The sequence below is a fragment of the Anoxybacillus sp. MB8 genome (assembly GCF_011006755.1).
GTDB classification, from domain to species: domain Bacteria; phylum Bacillota; class Bacilli; order Bacillales; family Anoxybacillaceae; genus Anoxybacillus; species Anoxybacillus gonensis.
In genome coordinates, this window is record NZ_RXXX01000003.1 from 66,532 (window position 1) to 89,104 (window position 22,573).

A 22,573-nucleotide genomic window follows, 5' to 3' on the forward strand; every position below is an offset into this window, starting at 1 on the left:
CTGTTGGAGGAAAGCATGATGAGAAAAATCATTGTTGGTTCGCGCCGAAGCAAGTTAGCGTTAACCCAGACGAATTGGGTCATCGAGCAACTGAAACAGCTCGGTGCGCCATTTGAATTTGAAGTAAAAGAAATTGTCACAAAAGGCGATCAAATTTTACATGTGACGTTATCGAAAGTCGGAGGCAAAGGGCTGTTTGTAAAAGAAATTGAACAGGCGATGCTAGATGGCGAAATTGATTTTGCGGTTCACAGTATGAAAGATATGCCGGCCGTTCTACCTGACGGATTAATGATCGGATGTGTGCCGAAGCGTGAAGATCATCGCGATGTGCTTATTTCGAAAGGGCATATTCCGTTTGAACAATTGCCAAGTGGAGCGATTGTTGGAACGAGCAGTTTACGCCGCTCGGCACAACTGTTATCTGTCCGCCCAGACTTGAAGATTCAATGGATTCGCGGCAACATCGATACTCGTTTAGCAAAGCTACAAACAGATGAGTACGATGCGATTATATTAGCAGCTGCTGGTTTGCATCGCATGGGCTGGGCGAAAGAAGTAGTGACACAATATTTGCCGACTGACATATGTGTTCCAGCTGTTGGACAAGGGGCGTTGGCTATTGAATGTCGAGAAGATGATGCAGAGTTATTGCACTGGTTAAACAAGTTGACTGACGAGCAGACAGAACGCGCTGTTCGTGCAGAGCGCGCATTTTTACAGCGCATTGAAGGCGGTTGCCAAGTTCCTGTGGCTGGGTATGCGTACGTGGATGGGGAGATCGTCGTGCTTACAGCGCTTGTTGCGACGCCGAACGGAACAGAAGTGTTAAAAGAAGTTGTGCGAGGAACAGAACCAGAAGAAGTAGGCATGGAGGCGGCACAGCGATTAATCGAACGAGGAGCGAAACAGCTCATTGAACGTGTGTTAAAGGAGCTGGGGTAAATGCTTCGGGGGAAACGGGTGCTTGTGACGCGCGAGAAAGCGCAAGCAAAAGCGTTATCGCAAACGTTAGAACGATACGGTGCGATTCCTGTGGAACTGCCGTTAATTCGCATCGTACGAGCGGAACAGACGAATCAGGAATTGTTGCATAAGTGGCATACGTTTGATTGGATCGTATTTACGAGTCAAAACGGCGTCAAATACTTTTTCGAGCACATTGGCGAAATGAAGCCGTCAACGTGGCCAAAAGTGGCAGTGGTAGGAGAAAAAACAGCAAAAGCATTGCAAAAACGAAACGTCGTTGTTGATTTGATTCCAAATGAGTTTGTGGCTGAAAGTTTGGCCGAAGCGTTAAAGCCGTTGCTTTCAGCGCATGCGCGCGTTTTGCTTGTGAAAGGAAACTTAGCGCGCGATACGTTGCGCGAGCAATTAAGCAACATAGCGAACGTGACCGATTGGATTGTATACGAAACGACATACAACGAAGAAGCAAAACCACAACTCATTCATTTTCTTCAGCAACGAATGATTGATGCGATCACGTTTACAAGCTCATCGACGGTACATAGTTTTGCACAAGCGATCGCAGGGGAAAACGTTGACTTGTCTTTCGTCACAATCGCATGTATCGGTCCGATTACGAAACAAACTGCACTTCAGCTTGGACTTCCTGTTCACGTTTGTCCACATACATATACAATCGACGAGATGGTTGAACAACTTCATCAATATTTTACAAGGAGTGAATAATATGCAATTTGCACGTCATCGACGTTTGCGCCAAACGGCCAATTTGCGAGCTATGGTACGTGAAACACATCTCCATACGGAAGATTTCATTTATCCGATTTTTGTCATCGAAGGAGAAAAAATAAAAAATGAAGTGCCATCCATGCCTGGTGTGTATCAGCAGTCGCTCGATTATGCGCTTGAAGATGTGAGCGAAGCTGTTGACTTAGGCATTCGTTCCATTATCGTGTTTGGTGTACCAAATGAAAAAAATGACATCGCTTCGCAAGCATATTGTGAGCACGGCATCGTTCAACGTGCTATTCGTGCGATAAAGGATGCGTTTCCTGAACTTGTTGTTATTGCTGATACGTGCTTATGCCATTATACGAGCCATGGCCATTGTGGTATCGTAGAAAACGGGACGATTATTAATGACGATACGCTCGAATTGTTAGCGAAAACAGCAGTAAGTCAAGCGAAAGCCGGAGCGGACATCATCGCACCGTCCAATATGATGGATGGGTTTGTCACAGCGATTCGGCAAGCGTTAGATGAAGAAGGATTTACATATGTCCCGATCATGTCTTATGCGGTCAAATATGCTTCTGCATTTTACGGACCGTTTCGTGATGCCGCGCATAGCGCACCACAATTCGGGGATCGTAAAACGTACCAAATGGATGCTGCTAATCGTCTAGAAGCGTTTCGTGAAGCGCAAGCAGATGTGGACCAAGGAGCCGACTTTTTAATGGTGAAACCGGCACTGTCTTATTTAGACATTATTCGCGACTTGAAAAACCATTTCCATTTGCCGATCGTTGCTTACAACGTGAGCGGGGAATATGCGATGGTGAAAGCAGCGGAACAAAACGGTTGGATCGATGAAAAAGCAGTTGTACTTGAAATGTTAACGAGCATGAAGCGAGCCGGAGCGGACTTAATTTTAACGTATTTTGCGAAAGATGTTGCTCGTTGGTTAAAGGGGGAAAAGTGATGCGTAGCTATGAACGTTCCAAAGCGGCATATGCTGAAGCAGTGAAACTGATGCCTGGTGGGGTAAATAGCCCGGTGCGCGCATTTAAATCGGTGAAAATGGATCCGATTTTTATGGCGCGAGGAAAAGGATCAAAAATTTACGACATTGATGGAAACGAATATATTGATTACGTTTTATCGTGGGGACCGCTTATTTTAGGTCATGCAAACGATCAAGTTGTCGAGGCGTTAAAACGAGTAGCAGAAACGGGAACAAGTTTCGGGGCCCCAACGTTAATCGAAAATGAACTCGCTAAACTTGTGATGGAGCGCATGCCGTCCATTGAAATCATTCGCATGGTTAGCTCAGGAACGGAAGCGACGATGAGCGCTCTTCGCCTAGCGCGCGGTTATACAGGACGAAATAAAATTGTAAAGTTTGAAGGCTGTTATCATGGTCATGGAGATTCACTTTTAATTAAAGCAGGGTCAGGTGTTGCGACGCTCGGTTTGCCGGATAGCCCAGGGGTGCCGGAAACAGTTGCCCAACATACGATTACTGTACCGTACAACGACTTACAAAGTGTGCGATATGCGTTTGAAAAGTTCGGTAAAGATATTGCGGCAGTTATTGTCGAACCTGTTGCAGGAAACATGGGAGTCGTTCCGCCAGAGCCAGGCTTCTTACAAGGTTTACGGGATGTGACGAACGAATACGGTGCGCTTCTTATTTTTGATGAAGTGATGACATGTTTCCGTGTTGACTATTATAGCGGCCAAGGATATTACGGTGTCACCCCTGATTTAACATGTCTTGGAAAAGTCATCGGTGGTGGGCTACCAGTCGGTGCGTATGGTGGTCGGGCTGATATTATGGAGAAAATTGCGCCGAGCGGTCCGATTTATCAAGCGGGTACGTTATCAGGAAATCCGATGGCGATGACAGCAGGGTATGAAACGTTGCGTCAGTTGACGCCAGAAACGTATGAGCAGTTTAAGAAAAAAGCGAATCGCTTAGCGGAAGGATTAAGCGAAGCGGCAAAAGCATATAACATTCCACATACGATTAACCAAGCTGGTTCGATGATCGGCATGTTCTTTACAAATGAGCGTGTCATCAATTACGAAACAGCGAAAACATCCGATTTAGACTTATTTGCTCGTTATTATCAAGAAATGGCGAACGAAGGCATTTTCTTGCCACCGTCGCAGTTTGAAGGCATGTTTTTATCGACTGCACATACCGATGAAGATATCGAAAAGACAATTGAAGCGGCGCGCCGTGCGTTTGCGAAAATTAGCGATTGCCTATAAGGCATCGCTTTTTTTATGCATACTTCTTTTTTCCACTTCATAATCATAGTAATGTGAAATGACTTGGACGTTGAAGGAGAGATGAGCATGTTGCGTTTTTCAATTGAAGAAGCGATTGCCTTTCGGCGTGAACATCACGTTGATCAGTTATTATCGATTTCGCTACAACCAACCATTACGATTGAGGAACAAGAAGATTATGTGTATATTCGCGGGGTGTTGGAACTGTCAGGGGAGTATGCGAAACGGGAAGAAGATGGAGAGGACGATCTATCGGTTGAAGCCGTTCGCTACGTTGAGCATGTCCGTATAAACGATGAACAAGTTGGTGAATTTTTGCATCAATTTCCGATTGACGTCACCGTACCGAAAGAGCGAATTGACGACCTCGAACAAGTATATGTATTGATTGAATCATTTGATTATGATTTAAGGCAACATGAATTACGTCTTATTGCGGAAGTGGCCATTCATGGTATTCAAATGGACGATGATCGCCAAGATGATGAATGGGAGCCATACAATGTAGACGATTTCGAACCGTTTGAAGTGGTCGCAAGAGAAGAAGTATATCAACAGGAAGAAACGGAAGAGGATCAAGGAAGTATCGTCAACGTTCCACCGTTTTATATGTTTCATGAAGAAAGTAATCATGTTGAACAACAGCTATTAGATGATGAGCAACATGAAGATAAACGAGCTGAAGAACAAAAAGAGGAAAAACAATCGTTCCAACTTGAAATGAAAGGGAGAGATACGAACGAAAAACGAAATGAAAACGCCTTGTACTTAACAAAGCTATTCGGCAAAAATGAAGAACAGGCGTTTGCACGTTTGAAAATTTGTATTGTCCAACAAGGTGATTCGTTGGACAAGATTGCCGAGCGATACGATGTCTCTGTCCAACAGTTGTTGCGTACAAACCATTTAGAGAGCGGTGCGGATATACACGAAGGCCAGTTGTTATACATTCCAACGCCAAGCAAAGTGTAAAAGGGTTGCATGGCGATGAAAACGGTGCAAAAACAGAAGAATGTGGAAAAATGGAAAACAATAAAAGGAACATATGCGCTTAAACGAATGAAATCTTTAGCACATTGGCAGGCGATCGATCAAGCTCATCGCTTACGCATCCCGCTTGCCATTCCGATTTACGAAACGAAAAAGCGAGATGGGCAATGGTATTATATGATGCCTTGGTTAAAAGAAAAAACGGATCCAACATCGTCATTTTTTCACGATTTGGCGCGATGGCATAAACATTCGTTAAAAGAAATGCAAACGACAGAAACAGAAATCGAGCGGTATTACGAAGAACGCAAACTTTCCCTTGAGAACGCTAAAAAAACATTGACTCATTATATAGAAACATGTGAAAAACAATGGTATATGTCTCCGTTTCAATTACAATGCTGCACCCATTTTCTTGACGTCATGCGCGCCATTGCATTTTCTGAACATACGTTAAATGAGTGGCGCGAGCGAATGCGGGAGAAAAAGACGGTTCGCATTTGTTATATTCACGGTCGCCCGTCGTTTCAACATTATGTCGAACGAGACGACGGAACATCGTATTTTATTAGCTTTGAACAAGCGCGCTGGGCGCCTCCATTTCATGATTTACTTTTATTTTTCCGACAATATTTGCATACGTATCCGATGATATGTGATGACGCTGTACATTGGCTTTCACAATATGAACAAACATTAGCGCTTGAAGAAGATGAACGACTTTTATTTTTTCATTTACTTGTGGATCCACATCGGTTTGTTCATCTCATTCATCAGTACGAACAACAGCGACATCATCTACAAATGACAACTGCTTGGCAACGAGCGTATTGGCAAATGAAAAACATTGAATATGTCATCGGAAAGTGGGAAGAAAAGGAAACAAATCAAATCCAATCGTAATGTAAAGCGAATGAAAGAAAGATAAAAATAGCGAGTAAAATGACATCGATTGTTGTTGGAAATAAAACGGTACGGATCGCTTGAACAACAGTAATCGGAATGATGCATTGTTCAGCAATTAAGCGAAGTTTTCTAAGCCACGGTGGCCAAGCGTACGGATTGTAACGTTTACGCATATGCTCACATCCTTTTTACATGTTTCGCTCCTTCGAGGAGCTTTTCTTTTTTATCATATGTATAAAGGAGTGAAAATGTGGCAAACCTTATTGACGATTCGTATGATTTTTATATAGTATTATGTATGAATAGAAAAAAGCGAAGATAGGGAAGAGTACGGCGTAACCCGCCTTGCAGAGAGGGGAATCAATAGCTGCGAGATTTCCTAGGTTTGTGGTCGTCGGAAGGTCGCCCTAGAGCTGCTTCTTTGAATGACAGTAGAAGAAGCCGGTGCATCGCCGTTATCGATTTGAGAGCTTAAGCATTGCTTAAGAAAAAAGGTGGTACCGCGAAAGAGTCTCCTTTCGTCCTTTTCGGATGAAGGGAGTTTTTTATTTTAGTGAAGGAGGGATTTTTATGTTACCGCCAAAATATGACCACCGTGCTGTCGAGGCAAACCGTTATGAATGGTGGTTAAAAGGGAAGTTTTTTGAAGCAACAAGCGATGAAACGAAAAAGCCATTTACGATCGTCATTCCACCGCCAAATGTGACAGGAAAACTTCATTTAGGACATGCATGGGATACGACGTTGCAAGACATTATTACACGCATGAAGCGCATGCAAGGGTACGACGTGTTATGGCTTCCGGGCATGGACCATGCGGGAATTGCGACGCAAGCGAAAGTAGAAGAAAAGCTTCGTCATGAAGGAAAAACACGCTACGATTTAGGGCGTGAACGATTTGTAGAAGAAACATGGAAGTGGAAAGAAGAATATGCGGGACATATTCGTTCGCAATGGGCGAAGCTCGGTCTTGGGCTCGATTATACGCGCGAGCGCTTCACGCTTGATGAAGGGCTATCAAAAGCAGTGCGGGAAGTATTCGTTTCGTTATATAAAAAAGGGCTCATTTACCGCGGCGAATATATTATTAACTGGGATCCGGTGACGAAAACAGCGCTATCGGACATTGAAGTAGTATACAAAGATGTGCAAGGTGCGCTATACCATATGCGTTATCCGCTTGCGGACGGTTCTGGCTATATTGAAGTGGCAACGACGCGTCCGGAAACGATGCTTGGCGATACAGCAGTTGCAGTTCATCCGGAAGATGAGCGTTACAAACACCTTATCGGAAAAACAGTCATTTTACCGATCGTTGGTCGCGAAATTCCGATTGTTGGTGATGAATACGTCGATATGTCGTTCGGTTCAGGGGCGGTCAAAATTACACCAGCACACGATCCAAACGACTTTGAAATCGGCAACCGTCACAACTTGCCGCGCATTCTTGTGATGAACGAAGACGGTACAATGAACGACAACGCCCTTCAATATAAGGGACTTGATCGTTTCGAATGCCGTAAACAAATTGTGAAAGATTTACAAGAACAAGGCGTGCTATTTAAAATTGAAGAACATATGCATGCAGTCGGTCATAGTGAGCGTAGCGGTGCAGTCGTTGAACCGTATTTATCGACGCAATGGTTTGTGAAAATGAAGCCGCTTGCTGAAGCTGCCATCGAACTACAAAAAACCGAAGGAAAAGTAAATTTCGTTCCGGAACGATTCGAAAAAACATACTTACATTGGATGGAAAATATTCGTGACTGGTGCATTTCCCGTCAGCTTTGGTGGGGACATCGCATTCCAGCATGGTACCATAAAGAAACGGGCGAAGTGTATGTAGACCACGAGCCACCAGCAGATATCGAAAATTGGGAGCAAGATCCAGATGTATTAGATACGTGGTTCAGCTCTGCGCTTTGGCCGTTTTCGACGATGGGTTGGCCAGATGAAACATCGGCAGATTATCATCGCTATTACCCAACAGATGTGCTCGTGACAGGCTATGACATTATTTTCTTCTGGGTATCGCGCATGATTTTCCAAGCGTTAGAGTTTACTGGAAAACGTCCATTTAAAGATGTACTTATTCACGGATTAGTGCGTGATGCGCAAGGACGAAAAATGAGTAAATCGCTTGGCAATGGCGTCGATCCGATGGATGTGATCGATCAGTACGGTGCGGATTCGCTTCGCTATTTCTTAGCGACAGGAAGCGCGCCGGGGCAAGACTTGCGCTTTAGCACAGAAAAGGTCGAAGCGACATGGAACTTCGTCAATAAAATTTGGAATGCGTCTCGTTTTGCGCTTATGAACATGGAAGGATTCACGTATGATGACATCGATTTAAACGGTGAAAAAACGGTTGCCGATCATTGGATTTTAACGCGCTTAAACGAAACGATCGAGACGGTGACAAAACTTGCAGATAAATACGAGTTTGGCGAAGTCGGCCGCGTGTTATATAACTTTATTTGGGATGATTTATGCGATTGGTATATTGAGATGGCGAAATTACCGTTATACGGTGAAGATGAACAAGCGAAAAAGACGACGCGCTCAGTGCTCGCTTATGTGCTTGATCAAACAATGCGCCTCCTTCATCCGTTTATGCCGTTTGTGACGGAAGAAATTTGGCAACAGCTTCCGCATGAAGGAGAGTCGATTACAGTTGCTCCGTGGCCGCAAGTTCGTCCTGAACTAAGCAATCATGAAGCAGCTGAACAAATGCGTTTGCTTGTTGATATCATTCGCGCGGTGCGTAACATTCGCGCTGAAGTGAACACACCGTTAAGCAAGCCAATTACGTTGCACATTAAAGCGAAAGATGAGCAAATTGCAGCAACGCTTGAGAAAAATCGCTCATATATTGAGCGTTTCTGCAATCCAAGTGAACTTGTGATTGGCACAGCGATTCCAACTGTTGAAAAAGCGATGACAGCTGTTGTGACAGGCGCGGAACTCAGTTTGCCGCTTGAAGGATTAATTAATATTGAAGAAGAAGTGAAACGCCTCGAAAAAGAGTTACAAAAACTCGATCAAGAAGTCGAGCGTGTGCAAAAGAAATTAAGCAATGAAGGCTTTTTAGCGAAAGCGCCAGCGCACGTTATCGAAGAGGAGCGGAAAAAAGAGCGCGACTATATAGAAAAACGTGAAGCTGTTCGCGCCCGTCTTGCACAATTAAAGCAATAGTTTTATGATGAAGACGAATCCACTTTGGGTTCGTCTTTCATTTTGCACAGGAGGGATTTTTCATGGTTGGCACATATAAAGAAGCAATTGATTGGATTCATAGTCGTTTATCATTAGGCGTAAAACCGGGGTTGAAACGAATGGAATGGATGATGGAAAAACTCGGTCATCCACAACGCCGCATAAAAGCAATACATGTTGGTGGAACGAATGGAAAAGGTTCAACCGTTTGTTTTTTACGTCATATATTACAAGAAGCAGGGTATCGTGTCGGAACGTTTACATCGCCTTATGTTGAACAATTTAATGAACGCATTAGCATCAATGGGCAACCGATTTGTGACGTTGATTTAATGAAACTCGTCCAAGTCATTCAGCCTTTGGCAGAAGAGCTAGAACAGACGGAATTAGGTGGTCCGACCGAATTTGAAGTCATTACGGCTATGGCGCTCTATTATTTTGGAAAAATGAACGTACAAGACGTCGTCATTTTTGAAGTAGGACTTGGTGGCCGTTTAGATTCGACGAACGTCATTTATCCGCTCTTATCGGTGATTACAAATGTCGGTTACGATCATATACATATATTAGGGAATACACTTGAACAAATTGCGTTTGAAAAAGCGGGAATTATAAAAGCGGGGATCCCGGTCGTCACCGCCATCGACCAGCCTGAAGCTGTACGGGTTGTAGAGGAAAAAGCAGCATCTGTACGTTCGAAAGTATATGCGCTCGGTCGCGATTTTACCGTTTTCGCTCATGAACCAACGACGAATGGGGAACGGTTTTCATTACAAACACCGTTTACGACATATCATGATGTAACGACGGAGATGTTTGGCGGGCATCAAGTGAAAAACGCAGCACTTGCGCTAATGGCGGCTGATTATTTACGCACGTATTATTCGTTTTTGATTGAGCGAGAACATATGTATAACGGCATTCGGAAAGCCGAGTGGCTCGGACGATTTGAAAAGATGAACGATCGCCCACTTATTATTATTGATGGGGCGCATAACGAAGAAGGAATCGATAGCCTGGTGGCGACAATGAACGCTCATTATCCGAACCATCGTGTGCATGTCCTTTTTACAGCGTTAGGCGATAAACCAGTTGCAGCGATGATTCGAAAGCTACAATCGATTGCCGAAACAATGACGTTTACAACGTTTGACTTTCCACGCGCCCTTTCCGCCAAGCAACTTGCGGAACAGGCGACGCATCCGAACGTGCAATGGACAAATGATTGGAAACAATGGTTAAAAGAGAAACGGAAACAAGTCGCCAAATATGATATTATTTTAATTACAGGTTCACTTTATTTCATCTCAAACGTGCGAAATTTTATAAAAAATAAATACCACTAGGACGAAAATTGCTGGTATAATAGATAAAAAGTATGATTTTTGAAAGGGGGAGAGATAGGTGAAAAGGGCTGTTTCGGTGTTTTTAACGCTTCTTTTACTCGTTCCATTGTTTGTTCCTGCTACTGCTGTGCGTGCGAATGACAATATCACATACAACGTGCTTGAAATTGTCAGCCATGCTAGTCAATTATCCTCATCGCCATTAAAACAAGAATTAGGAAGTACATCGAATATACAAGTGACGACGATGACGATGAAACGTTTTGTTGCTTTGCGTGATGAATTAGACGGTAAATACGATGCCATTGTGATTTCGAGTGGCGATTATAACCCGACAAAACTAGGCATGACAACGAGCAGCAATAGAAGTGCATCGCATAATACGACGAATATTTTAAACGATGTGACAGATTTGAAAGCTGGACAAATCAAACAATTTTATATTGACAAAGGATTGCCTGTTTTTCTTCATGACAGCAGCGTAAAAAAGTATCCGACAAGTAAATTGTATAGTTACTCTCAATCCAATGCATGGAAGTCAAAAACAAACGTCATTTTCTTTACAACGAATACGAACATGAAAAACTATTTTGCGACAAATGGCACGAAACGTCCTCATTTTGTGCTCACAAATGCCCCGTCTTCGACACAGGTGTATACAAAAGGAGATACGTTGTCATTTGTATATCAAATTACGAATTATACACAATTTCAAAATAAATTATTGACTGTCAACTTGTATATCGACTCTGATTTTAACGACAAATATACGAGTGAAGAAATTGTTGCATCAAAGCAAGTGCAAGGAGCAACAGGAACGATTTCGTACACCCTTCCAGCTGGCTATTCTGGACCACGTTATTGGAAAGTAGAAATTGTTGATGAAACAAGCGCGTTAAAAGATTATGAAAAAGGGTTTGTGAAGTTTCAAGACGTTGTTGCAAATATTAAAGTATTACAAATTCGCAAAGGGAACGATGCAAGTTCTTTATTAAATACGAAAAATATGAATCCGAGTTTTTTAAGTCGTACAAATGAATATCATATTAATATTGACGTAACAACATTAGCAGATTTTCAAAAAAGCAAGGTGTACGAACCAAATTATTCACATGAAGTCATTAATGGAAAATATGATATGATTATTTTTGGTTTTGCAGATTGTTATAACGGATGTGGTTCTGTTATTTCTTTAAATCAAAATACCGTTCAATCCGTCAAAAACTTTATTCAATCTGGTCAAAGCGTCATGTTTACACATGATGTGATGTTTGGAGCAAATAACGTATGGGTAAATGAATTCGGTCCGATTGTGCAACAAATTCAACCGCAAACGGATTTAGGAAACGGGGCACCAAATGCATCGACAAGTACAAAACAAGTGAATAGCGGTTTAATGACAAACTATCCATTTGCATTAGGTGATAACATTACAATTGCAACAACGCACAACCAATATTATACACTTAATTTAGAAAATGAGAGTGTAATCCCTTGGTACAATATTGACGGATCTCCTCGTGATGTATATGATAGTTGGAACCATTATTATACGTACTCTAATGGAAACGTCACATATTCAGGAACAGGGCATGTAGGGACAACAGCAGCATTTCCAGAAGATGAACAAAAACTATTCGTCAATACGATGTACCGTGCGTTTTTCGGATCGAATCATGCACCACAATTAACGGTTATCACACCGAAAGAAAACGAAAAAATTCCGAGCAATCAGCCGATTGAACTATCGTATAAAGTAGAAGATTTAGATTTAGTCGACCGAACGTTTTCTACGAAAGTGTGGTTAAACGATCAAGAAGTGTATGCACAAAACAACGTACCAAACGGCACAACGATTATTCAATCGCTTCCGCACAATATGCCAAACGGTGGAACAGCGAAAATAAAAATTGAAGCAACAGACGCACGTGGAGCAAAAGTAACGAAAGAATTTCAAGTGATCATTGAAAGAGTATCGGCAAACATTGAAGTCAGTCGAACAATTTCAAAAACGCTCGCTCCAGTTCATGAGCCGGTGACGATACAATATACACTCACACCAAAACCGTTGTCATTATTAACGAATACGTTGTTAAAAGTAACGAACATGGCGTTTGAAGAAAAATTGCCGGCAGGTATTGAGGTCGTTTCTTTACCGAATGGATTTACAAAACAAGGGACAATCACAGAAGGATATACAATTAAAGGAATGTTGCCAGACATTTCGTTTGTAAAATCAGGAACAACGTATGTAGCTGAACCGCAAACGTTCGCCATTCAAGTAAAGCCAATGACAAAAGGAACGTTTTCACTATCGCAAGCAAAATTGACGTATAAAGATATTAATACGCAAGTCGTCAATTTGTCATTTAATGCTTTGTCGTTTGTTTCTGACTACAAAATTACAGATGTCACGCTACCAAGTACGATGTTTGTAAATCGTGGCGTGCCGAAAAATGCGCGTTTATTATTAAACGTTTTGCCACAAGAAGCAACGATCGCCTCAGTGGAGTGGAGCGAAAACAGTAACGGACAAATCATTTCAATCGATCAAAACGGCGCCATTACCGCAGTACAAGAAGGAACGGCGCAAGTAACAGCGCGGGTAAAAGATGTGTTCGGTAACGTAAAGACAGCAACGATGACAGTGATTGTACGCATCCCGGTTGATTCGATGACAATAAACGATTTTACTGTTCATGTTGGTGAAACGATTCCAATTCCAATAAACGTATCACCTGCAGATGCGAAAAAAGCCGTATCTTATTCACTAGGAAATAGTTTGTATGCTGAAATTAACGGTGCAAACGGCACAATTACCGGATTAAAAGAAGGAGTAACAACGCTAACTATTCAAGCGTTTAACAGAAATGACGAGCTCATTGAAAAGACGATTACTGTCACCGTTCAAGCGATCCCAGTAACTGCCGTTATTGTATCGCCAACAGTTGCGAATATAAATATCGGCGAAACAACTACGCTCACAGCAACAGTTGCACCAAATAATGCGACGTATAAGACGATTACATGGCAGTCATCGAATCCGAATATCGCTTCGGTTGATGAAAATGGCAAGGTTACAGGTGTGAGCACAGGACAAGTGACAATTACCGCGCAAGCGCATAACGGTGTCATTGGAACAGCCGTTATTCATGTTGGCTCACCGTTAACAGGTATTTCGCTTCCATCCACATTAGTTGTACAAAAAGGAAAAACGATCAATGTATTACCGTACATTGTACCAATTCCAGCAAATGCGACAACAAAAATTGTGGATCGTTCTTTTGCTATCGAGAATAGTTATTATGCTTTAGTAGATGATAGCGGAAATGTGACAGGAAAACGTCTCGGTGAAACACCGTTAACGGTAAAATTGACCGATGAAAACGGTAAAACGTGGACGGCATCAACGGTCATTCGCGTCGTTGAACATGCGACAGACCCAACGAAAGGCGGAAATAAAAACGGCTGGTTGTACTAACGAAGGATGTGAACACGTATGAAAAAAGTGATGACGCTATTTGTCATCATCAGCTTGTTAAGTGGGTGCTTTCCGTCGCAAGAAGAAAAACAACAAAAATTTATCCGGGCGATTGAGCAAGGAAACATTCAAGCGGTGCGCGACTATATGGAAAAAGAAAAAAATATTAATTTTAAAATAAAACATGAAACACCGCTTGATGTGGCGATGCGTACCGGTCAGCGCGATATTGCAGCACAACTATTAAAAGTCGGAGGAAAGTCGGCTGTTATGCCGCTTCCTCCCCTACATTTTGCACTTGCTTCATCTTTAGCCCAAGGAAATGAAGAAAATATAGAAATCGTAAAACAAATCGTAAATGAACAAACGGTTCGTGAAAAAGATAAACAACATAATACTCCCTTGCATATTGCGGCAGGGAGCGGGAATCTTGCTCTTGTACAGCTCGTTTGTCAATACGACGTTGACGTCAATGCGGTAAATAAATATGGTGAAACGCCTTTATTGCTTGCGGTGCAGGCGGGAAATGTAGATGTTGTTCGCTTTTTGTATGAACATGGCGCAAATGTAGAGATCGCAAATCAAGTTGGTGAAACCCCGCTATATAAAGCAGTTGAACGAAATTTTATTGATGTAGCCACATATTTATTAGAGAAAAAAGCAAAGGTGGATGCGAAAACAAATATCGGAAAAACGCCATTAATGGTTGCAGCCGAGTATGGTTATGATGAATTAATGACGCTCTTGCTTCGCTACGGAGCTGATGTGCATGTGAGAGACAACACTGGCAACACCGCACTTTCCCTCGCACAATATTGGAAACACGAAAACATTATAAAGCAGCTAAAGGAAAAAGGAGCCAAGTAGCTCCTTTTTTCATTGTACGCGTATTTCATCAACGATAACGGCGAGTTGTTTAACAAGCGGCAATCCGAGACCGCGGTTAATAAACACATCTTTATTATGTTTCACAACAAAACGAGCGTACTGCTTTTGTTCTTCTTCAGATGAAATAGGCATTTGGAACGAAAGATTTGTTCCGCTATCACTCGTTTCACCACGATACGTATTAACGATCAACCCGTTTTCATCTGTGTACGGAATCATGGAGTTGTTGCCACGAGCAAATAGCCCCCCTTCAATATTTATATATGATCCGACAGCATAAATTACTGCGTTGCTGTCTGTATAGAAAAATCCTTTTAAGTTTGGTGTTGTGAATGAAAAATGGTTTGTAAATTCATTGACACGAGCAATTTCTAGCTCGCCTTTTGTGAGTAACACAACTTCTTTCCCATTTAAGCCGCTAATTGTCGTATTGTAAATGGACGTATTTCCATTGACGTATACGGTAGAATCGAACGCCACTTGTCCTGTAATCGTTAAATTGCCGAGCACAATAATATTTCCTTTCATTTGTAAAGGTAAACTCCCTGCATTTTCTAAAGTCAAGTCACCGTTTACAATGAACCATTGCCCGTCATTTAAAGTTAACGACGTAATATCAAAATACGGGACGGTACTTGTATCAAGGAAAATGGATTTTCCACTGGCAATCGCGCCTTCTAATGCGGTTGGTAAATCGATAGGGTCATTAACGACAACAGTCGCAAATGACGATTTTATTTGTTCGACAAGCTCGGATAATGGTAAAGAAATAAGACTTTGATATTGCGCTTGTTTACTCGGATCAAATCCATCAATGCCGGCCGCTGATAGTAGTTTGTCTTTTAATGTCAAATCAAAATTTACGTCAATAAAGTCATCTTGCTCTTTTTGAACGCTCGGTCCTTGATATTGGAACGATAGTGAATGTGCTGTAAAATCATTCATGTTTTTTGTAAATGCAGTTGATATGGTGTAACAACTTCTCGCTCCATTTCCATGATCGCACGCATAGCGGTTGCCTTCAACAAACAATATACTTTTTTCACTCGTCGTTGGGAATGTTGTTTGTACGGAATAAAGCGTCGAGTTGTAAATATAGTTAGCAACGTTTGTGACATATATATCTTTTCCCGTGTATATATTGCCGTCAATATATGCTCCGCCATTTAACGTAACATTTTCACGCGAACCAAGGGCATATTTTAAAAAGCTCGGTGCGTTCGTAATAATGACTTCACGTGTGACCGTTTTGCTTCCATATGGGGCAGATATACGAAAAACGCGTGTAAATAATTTATTACGCACGATTCCTTTTGCATCGGTGATATCTTCAATTGTGACGCTATGGCGTTTTATGAGTTCACTCAAAAAACCAGCTTGTGCATTTCCTAAATCGAGATCCAGCTGCGTTGGGGTTGATAACGTTAACTGTTCGACTTTCGCTTTCAGCTCAGCAACCGTTTCTTCTACGTTTTTGACGGCATCGTGAAGCGATGTGACATCTTCTACGCGTACTTGAGTAAATTTTGCTTGATATATGCTGACGGATAAAATCGTAAATCCAATAATAAAAAAGACAGTGACTGTCAACATAACGAGCACAAGGCTATATCCTTTCTCGTTCACCTCTCTTCCCCCCTTAAAATCCGAATTGTGATTGCAATGTAAACGGTTCAATATATAACGGATCGCCCGGATGGCGATGATCATTGTCTTGAACAGATAAACGAATGGAAATGACACCGCTTTTACATACATTTTGTTGTTCTTGTACGCACGTATAAGTGAACGTTGATTGTTCTGGGACGATGCGTAAATTACTTGATGTGATTTGTTTATCATTTATTTGTAATGTTCCCGTTGCCTCATCTATTTTAATTTGTAACGTTTGTCCTTCTTGTTCTTTTTCTTCGACAAGACCTGTATTTGTATCAATTTCTTTTTTTACGTGATTGACAAACGTCAATGTATGTTCGTTTGATTCATTTTTGTTTAATCCGTCTGGCGCGAGGGCGTATAGTTCGTTAAAAATCGTTGTCATCAATATATCTGCTTCACTTCGCAATTGACTTTCAATGCCAATCCGTTTATACGCCTTCGTTCCGGCTGTAAATACGCCATATGCAGAAGCAGCAATAATCGATGTGATCGCTAAACCGACAAGTAGTTCAATAAGCGTTAGTCCTCGTTCATTAGCGAATACTTTCATTGGCGATCACCCCTTTTAATACGATCACTTCGTTATTTGAACGGACAGTGACATATAAACGAAGTAAATAGTCGCTTACATTTTCTTTTATATCTTTCTCGTTTTGAATCGTTTGTTTTAAAGGGTCAGGAAATTCGCTTGGCGGGTTTGTTTTTATGTTTGACCATATGGCTTGATCGTATGGAATTAACCAAGCTTGTACGTCTTCTTCGTCATATGTTATGTTGTTAACCGTCGGTGCAAAAACAGCTTGACATACGTCTTTATTAGGAAATAATGATGTATTGGAACATGACGAAGCATCGAAGCGTATAAACGGTGTTTGTTCTGTCATATGGTCATGAACATACGTATTGATCGTTTGGAAATCGAGACGTTCCATATAATGAATAACACCACGAGCGATATTAACGGCAACGGTTTTTGATTGGCTATACGCTGTGTATGTCATCGCATTATTGAAAAACATGAACATGCCGCTCACAACAAATGATAAAATAACAATGGATAATAGTACTTCAATTAACGTAAAACCATGTTTATCACAAAAAATATTCATTTTCTTTTTACACATTTTCCTTCCCCTTCTTTTAAAATACATAATTTTATTATACAATATGTCGTAGATTAATTGTTATATTATTTTTTGATGAATAGGAGGTGGAACGAATTGTTATATCTATTTTTTGCGTTTTTTTTCCTCACATTAATTCCTGTTTATATAAGGTTGTCTTTTGGATGGACAAAAAAAGGAGTTGCTTTTTTATTAATTTTTGCTTTTTTATTAAGTATTTTTGGGATGATCGTCGTAAAACAATTTCCGCTTTGGCAGGCGGCATTATTTCTTTTACTTTTAGTGATTGCTAGCACATATTTACTTGAACAAAAGCTCGGTCATTTATTTTATGCACGTATTCATGAGCACGATTTAATTGTAGTGAACGATGTAGAAGATGAGCAAAACGAAGAACCGATATTTATGATCAAAGAAGTGGTAGAAGAAAAGCAGGAAGAAGAACGTGACCCCCAACAAGAACAAACGGAAGAAATGGAATTCGAGTGGCTTGAAAGTAACGGGCCAGAAGAAGTTGAACAACATGTTTCCGTTGAGCCGCTTCGCAATAATGAATACGATCATATCATTGAATCGTTAGCTGAAATGGACGATGTCATTGAGCCGCTACATATAGTGGACAATGACGGTACAGATGTAAATAACGAACATCATGAGATGGACGATGAGCGATGGGTTAATTTGTTAGCTGAAGAAAACGATGAGCTGGTTGAAACAGAAGAAAATGAGTTGCTTAAGATGGACGAGCTTGTTGTTGTTGACGAGATGACAGATCGTTTTGTCGATGAGAAAAATGAAGTGGAGACAGTTATAGAAGATGATGGCATAGTAGATGAAAAGCAAAATGAGATGGAAATGATTCCAGTCATCGGAGGAGATGCTATTGGTGAAAAACAGCAAGATGAAGCGGAAAGCATACCGATTGTCGAAAAAGCCATCGTGTATGTGGACGAAGAACCGTCTGCATATAGTGAAACAATAGCGATAGAAAAAGGTGATGAAGCGATACGTATGCTTCCAAAACCGTTCATGAAAAATTTACTCGCTTCTTTATACACCATGCGTCCGTTGTTATCTGACGAGGAGTATGAACAGTTGATTTATAAACATTTACATCCTCGTTTACATGAACAAGATTATTATGCGTTTGCGAATGTGTTAATGGAGCATTACGTTGCTTCGAAACAATATGAAAAGTTATATGATGTGGCGAAACAATTGTATGGGCAATATGAGTCTTATCCAATCATTCAACAACAATTAGCACACATGATTCATTACGCTGAACAAAAAATGGGGTGGAAAAAATGAAAAGTAGTGCACAAGTTATGGGTCTTCCAGTCATTAGCATTCAAACCGGGGTTCAACTTGGACAAGTGAAGTCGCTTGTCATAAACCCAGAAAAAGGAACAGTCGAATTTTTAATTGTTGACCAAGAAAACTGCGAAATTAGTATGAAGTCGATTCCATTTCGTCATATCATCGGTGTTGGGGAATTTGCTGTAACGGTTGAAGAAGAAAGAGTTGTTCTCGATTTAAATGTCATTCCTATTGCGAATGAGCTTGTCAATAAAAAAATCGCGATTAAACAAGCGAAAGTGATGACGAGAAAAGGACAATTGCTTGGAGAAGCGACAGAATTTTATTTTGATGAAGAAACGGGAGAAATTACAGGTATTGAAGTACAAATTGGCAACGACTCCCGCGTCGTTCGTGCTGATCATGTCATTACATATGGAAAAGATTTATTGATCGTTCATGAAGATGCGCAACAAACGCTTGTTTCCGATGTTGATGCGTTATTGTCGCTAAAGGGAACACAAGTACAACCGCACATAGAACAAATTGCGCCAAAGTCATTTGAAAATGAGCTTGATGAATTACGTCAAAAACAAATCGACATGTTAACAGGAAAGCGAGTATTAAAAGATATTTTTGACACAAATGGTCAAGTGCTCATTTCAAAAGATACGATTTTAACGAAAGAAGACGTCATGCGCGTGCAAGAAGAAGGACCAGATGTTGTCATTGAATTATCTATGAATGTTGAGTAAGGAGGCGTATCCTGTGCGCCAAATGGGTTCATTTAAAATATTTTTTACTCTGCTTATTACCGTTTCATATTTACTTGCTAGTACAAAATTGGCAACGTGGGCGTACGAGTCGTTTGTTAGCGGAGACAAATTTGCTGAAGGAACGATGATCGGACCGATTGACGTATCTCATCGTTCATATGAAGAAGCGCGTGAACTCATGAGTCAAAAAGTGAACGAGTGGAAGCAATCAGCAAAGATGGGGCTTGTACTAGAAGGAAAGAAAGTAACGGTACAAACGAAACATTTTACGTTTCGTATTGAGGAGAGCATGAAACAGGCGGTGAGCGGGAAGCACGCCCCTCTCCTCGTTTCTATTGATGCCAAAGCATTGCAGGATGCCATTTCTTCTATTGGTGCATCAAGCGACTTGATTGATGTGGAAAAGGTAAAAACTCAATTGGAACAAGCAGCTGCCTCACTTACATCTACTCAACTATCGCTTGTTCAATACGTTCGGAAAGACATGCAAAAACAAACAATATTGTCGCAAGCTGTTATTCCTTTACACGAAGAGCTTCGTACAATTCCAGCAACAACAATGGTTATTGAGCCAAAGCAAATATTTTCTGTTTTGGACTTTTTCAAAAAACAAGAAATAAGTTTATCAAAAGAAGCCATGACGTTATTTGCGTCAGTTTTATATGAAGCGATTGTACCGACGAACTTTGAAATTGTTGAACGACATACGAGCACCGTATTACCAAACGGAGTCAAAGCAGGATTTGAAGCGGCTGTTGAACAAGACAAAAAAGATTTTGTTTTCTTCAATCCAAACGATCGGTCATACACTTTTGAATGGGTGATCGGAGGGAATGCCATGAGAGCGTCTTTGATCGGTGCCCCATTTATACATCAATATGTATTAAAAACAGATCCTATTGAGTACTATGATCCGAAAACAATTGTACAATATAGTGCATTGATGAAGCCGAACGAAAAGCGAATAAAAGAAGAAGGAAAAAAAGGAATGCTAATTCGCTTATATAAAGAAGTGTACGATCGCAACCGCATGTTAGTTGAAACGGTTCTCGTTTCGGAAGATTTTTACCCGCCAACTCATCGCGTCGAAGTGCGTGGATTACGTTCTGAGACCAGTGAGACACCAACAACAAATGAATCATCAACACGAAACGAAACACCTTCAACAGAATCAACAGACCAAGAAGATATATGGGGAAATGAAAATGAGCAAATCAAAGGAAATGAGGATGAGACCTCATGAAGAAGCAAGAACGAAAACGATTAGGTGATTTGTTAATTGAAGCAGGGCTCATTACGAAAGAACAGCTTGAAGAAACGTTAAAAGAAAAGGCGCCTGGACAAAAGTTAGGCGACGCGTTGTTGCAACGAGGGTACATTACCGAACAACAATTAATTGAAGTATTAGAGTTTCAACTCGGCATCCCACACGTTAGCTTATATCGGTATCCGATTGATCCAAAATTAACGAACCTTGTACCAAAAGAATTTGCGAAACGCAATATGCTCATTCCTTTAAAGCAAGAAGGAGATCGGCTATTTGTCGCTATGGCAGACCCGATGGATTTTTTTGCGATTGACGATTTGCGTCTATCGACCGGCTTTCATATTGAAGTGGCGATCGCATCAAAAGATGATATTTTACGGGCAATTAATAAATATTACGATATTGATGATTCGGTTGAAGAATTTTTAAACATTGCATCGGTACAAGAGTCCCGCGAACAAGAGAAGCTTGTCGAAGACGACTCACCGATTGTGCGGCTCGTTAATCAAATTTTACAAATGGCTGTAGAACAGCGAGCAAGCGATATTCATATCGACCCCCATGAGACGAAAGTCGTCATTCGTTACCGAATTGACGGGATTTTACGTACAGAACGAGCGTTGCCGAAACATATGCAAGGGATGTTAACAGCACGTATTAAAATTTTAGCAAATATGGATATTACAGAACATCGCGTTCCACAAGATGGGCGCATTAAAATGAATATTGATTTTCATCCGATTGATTTGCGCGTATCGACGTTGCCGACGGTTTACGGTGAAAAAATTGTTATGCGCGTGCTTGATTTAGGTGCGGCATTAAATGATTTAAATAAACTCGGATTTAATAAAGTAAACTTGCAACGGTTTATTCAACTTATTGAGCAGCCGACGGGCATCGTATTAATTACGGGACCGACGGGTTCAGGAAAATCATCGACACTTTATGCAGCTTTAAATCGGTTAAACGGTGAACATGTGAACATTATTACAATTGAAGATCCTGTCGAATATCAGCTTGAGGGGGTTAACCAAATTCAAGTGAATCCAAATGTCGGGATGACATTTGCAGAAGGATTGCGCTCTATTTTACGGCAAGACCCGAACATTATTATGGTCGGGGAGATTCGTGATCGCGAAACAGCGGAGGTAGCAATTCGTGCATCTTTAACGGGGCATCTTGTGTTAAGTACGTTGCATACAAACGATGCATTAAGCACGGTCGCTCGTTTAATTGATATGGGCGTTGAACCGTTTTTAGTTGCGACATCACTTTCAGGAGTGGTTTCACAACGTCTCGTGCGTCGTGTTTGCCGCGATTGTCAAGCAGAACACGAACCGACGAAGAGAGAAATAGATATTTTTGCTCGGCGAGGTTTGAAAATTGAGAAAGTGATGCGCGGTCGAGGCTGTCCGACGTGCAATATGACTGGATATAAAGGACGTATTGCGCTACATGAGTTAATGGTCATGTCTGATGACATGAGAAAAGTTATCTTAAATGGGGAACCGCTTTCGAAATTACGTGAATTAGCAATAAAAAATAAAATGATTTTTTTAATTGATGATGGTCTATTAAAAGTAAAGCAAGGGCTGACGACAACAGAAGAAGTGTTGCGTGTAAGTATTGGCTAA

18 protein-coding genes and 1 other annotated feature are annotated in these 22,573 nt (G+C 41.2%); of the genes, 14 read left to right on the top strand and 4 right to left on the bottom strand.

Features of this window, described 5'->3' with window-relative positions; translation table 11 throughout:
• Positions 1-18 precede the first annotated feature (18 nt).
• The 6 genes from hemC to EKC99_RS02050 all read left to right on the top strand — a co-directional run bounded on the left by hemC (position 19) and on the right by EKC99_RS02050 (position 5,880).
• Positions 19-945, top strand: a complete 927-nt coding sequence (gene hemC, locus EKC99_RS02025) for a hydroxymethylbilane synthase (protein ID WP_035062873.1) — start codon at positions 19-21, stop codon at positions 943-945.
• The gene (locus EKC99_RS02030; protein WP_021093851.1) at positions 946-1,695 is read left to right on the top strand and encodes a uroporphyrinogen-III synthase; all 750 of its coding nucleotides are present in this window, start codon (positions 946-948) and stop codon (positions 1,693-1,695) included.
• 1 nt (position 1,696) lies between these two features.
• Positions 1,697-2,671, top strand: a complete 975-nt coding sequence (gene hemB, locus EKC99_RS02035; protein WP_021093852.1) for a porphobilinogen synthase — start codon at positions 1,697-1,699, stop codon at positions 2,669-2,671.
• A complete protein-coding gene (gene hemL, locus EKC99_RS02040; protein ID WP_163150246.1) occupies positions 2,671-3,966 on the top strand; it encodes a glutamate-1-semialdehyde 2,1-aminomutase in 1,296 nt (431 codons plus the stop codon). Before hemB ends, hemL begins: the two co-directional genes overlap by 1 nt.
• Before the next feature lie 87 nt (positions 3,967-4,053).
• Positions 4,054-4,959, top strand: a complete 906-nt coding sequence (locus tag EKC99_RS02045; RefSeq protein WP_163150247.1) for a LysM peptidoglycan-binding domain-containing protein — start codon at positions 4,054-4,056, stop codon at positions 4,957-4,959.
• A 15-nt stretch (positions 4,960-4,974) separates the two neighbouring features.
• On the top strand, positions 4,975-5,880 hold the full coding sequence (locus EKC99_RS02050; protein ID WP_240468783.1) for a protein kinase family protein: 906 nt from the start codon (positions 4,975-4,977) through the stop codon (positions 5,878-5,880).
• Here EKC99_RS02050 and EKC99_RS02055 read toward each other — a convergent pair.
• Entirely contained in the window at positions 5,865-6,056 is a 192-nt protein-coding gene (locus tag EKC99_RS02055; protein WP_163150249.1) for a hypothetical protein, read from the bottom strand. The two genes, EKC99_RS02050 and EKC99_RS02055, sit on opposite strands and share 16 nt — an antisense overlap.
• A 133-nt stretch (positions 6,057-6,189) precedes the next feature.
• Positions 6,190-6,412 (top strand) — a binding site (T-box leader).
• Between the two features lie 41 nt (positions 6,413-6,453).
• On the opposite strand from EKC99_RS02055, the gene EKC99_RS02060 reads away from it, so the two are divergent.
• The 4 genes from EKC99_RS02060 (at position 6,454) to EKC99_RS02075 (ending at position 14,793) form a co-directional block, all read left to right on the top strand.
• Positions 6,454-9,078, top strand: coding sequence for a valine--tRNA ligase (locus EKC99_RS02060; RefSeq protein WP_163150250.1), 2,625 nt, complete (start codon positions 6,454-6,456; stop codon positions 9,076-9,078).
• 62 nt (positions 9,079-9,140) lie between these two features.
• Positions 9,141-10,445, top strand: coding sequence for a bifunctional folylpolyglutamate synthase/dihydrofolate synthase (locus EKC99_RS02065; RefSeq protein ID WP_163150252.1), 1,305 nt, complete (start codon positions 9,141-9,143; stop codon positions 10,443-10,445).
• Between the two features lie 58 nt (positions 10,446-10,503).
• Positions 10,504-13,926: an Ig-like domain-containing protein gene (locus tag EKC99_RS02070; protein ID WP_163150254.1), complete on the top strand. Its 3,423-nt coding sequence runs from the start codon at positions 10,504-10,506 to the stop codon at positions 13,924-13,926.
• A gap of 18 nt (positions 13,927-13,944) precedes the next feature.
• A complete protein-coding gene (locus EKC99_RS02075) occupies positions 13,945-14,793 on the top strand; it encodes an ankyrin repeat domain-containing protein (RefSeq protein ID WP_163150255.1) in 849 nt (282 codons plus the stop codon).
• A 9-nt stretch (positions 14,794-14,802) separates the two neighbouring features.
• On the opposite strand, the gene EKC99_RS02080 is transcribed toward EKC99_RS02075, so the two are convergent.
• Genes EKC99_RS02080 through EKC99_RS02090 form a run of 3 tightly spaced genes read right to left on the bottom strand, consistent with a single transcriptional unit; the run spans position 14,803 to position 17,597 of the window.
• The gene (locus tag EKC99_RS02080; RefSeq protein WP_055439996.1) at positions 14,803-16,440 is read right to left on the bottom strand and encodes a hypothetical protein; all 1,638 of its coding nucleotides are present in this window, start codon (positions 16,438-16,440) and stop codon (positions 14,803-14,805) included.
• A gap of 13 nt (positions 16,441-16,453) precedes the next feature.
• Positions 16,454-17,023, bottom strand: coding sequence for a PulJ/GspJ family protein (locus EKC99_RS02085; protein ID WP_055439995.1), 570 nt, complete (start codon positions 17,021-17,023; stop codon positions 16,454-16,456).
• Complete coding sequence (locus tag EKC99_RS02090) at positions 17,007-17,597, bottom strand: prepilin-type N-terminal cleavage/methylation domain-containing protein (RefSeq protein ID WP_163150257.1); 591 nt, start codon at positions 17,595-17,597, stop codon at positions 17,007-17,009. Before EKC99_RS02090 ends, EKC99_RS02085 begins: the two co-directional genes overlap by 17 nt.
• Positions 17,598-17,693: 96 nt before the next feature.
• Here EKC99_RS02090 and EKC99_RS02095 point away from each other — a divergent pair, with 96 nt between their 5' ends.
• Genes EKC99_RS02095 through EKC99_RS02110 form a run of 4 tightly spaced genes read left to right on the top strand, consistent with a single transcriptional unit; the run spans position 17,694 to position 22,573 of the window.
• A complete protein-coding gene (locus EKC99_RS02095) occupies positions 17,694-18,908 on the top strand; it encodes a hypothetical protein (RefSeq protein WP_163150259.1) in 1,215 nt (404 codons plus the stop codon).
• Positions 18,905-19,651 (top strand): PRC-barrel domain-containing protein, encoded by a 747-nt coding sequence (locus tag EKC99_RS02100; RefSeq protein ID WP_163150261.1) that lies wholly within the window; start codon positions 18,905-18,907, stop codon positions 19,649-19,651. The genes EKC99_RS02095 and EKC99_RS02100 overlap by 4 nt, the downstream gene beginning before the upstream one ends.
• Positions 19,652-19,673: 22 nt before the next feature.
• Positions 19,674-20,915 carry a VanW family protein gene (locus EKC99_RS02105; protein ID WP_240468785.1) on the top strand — a complete coding sequence of 414 codons (1,242 nt, stop codon included), beginning with the start codon at positions 19,674-19,676 and terminating at the stop codon, positions 20,913-20,915.
• Positions 20,912-22,573: a GspE/PulE family protein gene (locus EKC99_RS02110; RefSeq protein ID WP_163150265.1), complete on the top strand. Its 1,662-nt coding sequence runs from the start codon at positions 20,912-20,914 to the stop codon at positions 22,571-22,573. The genes EKC99_RS02105 and EKC99_RS02110 overlap by 4 nt, the downstream gene beginning before the upstream one ends.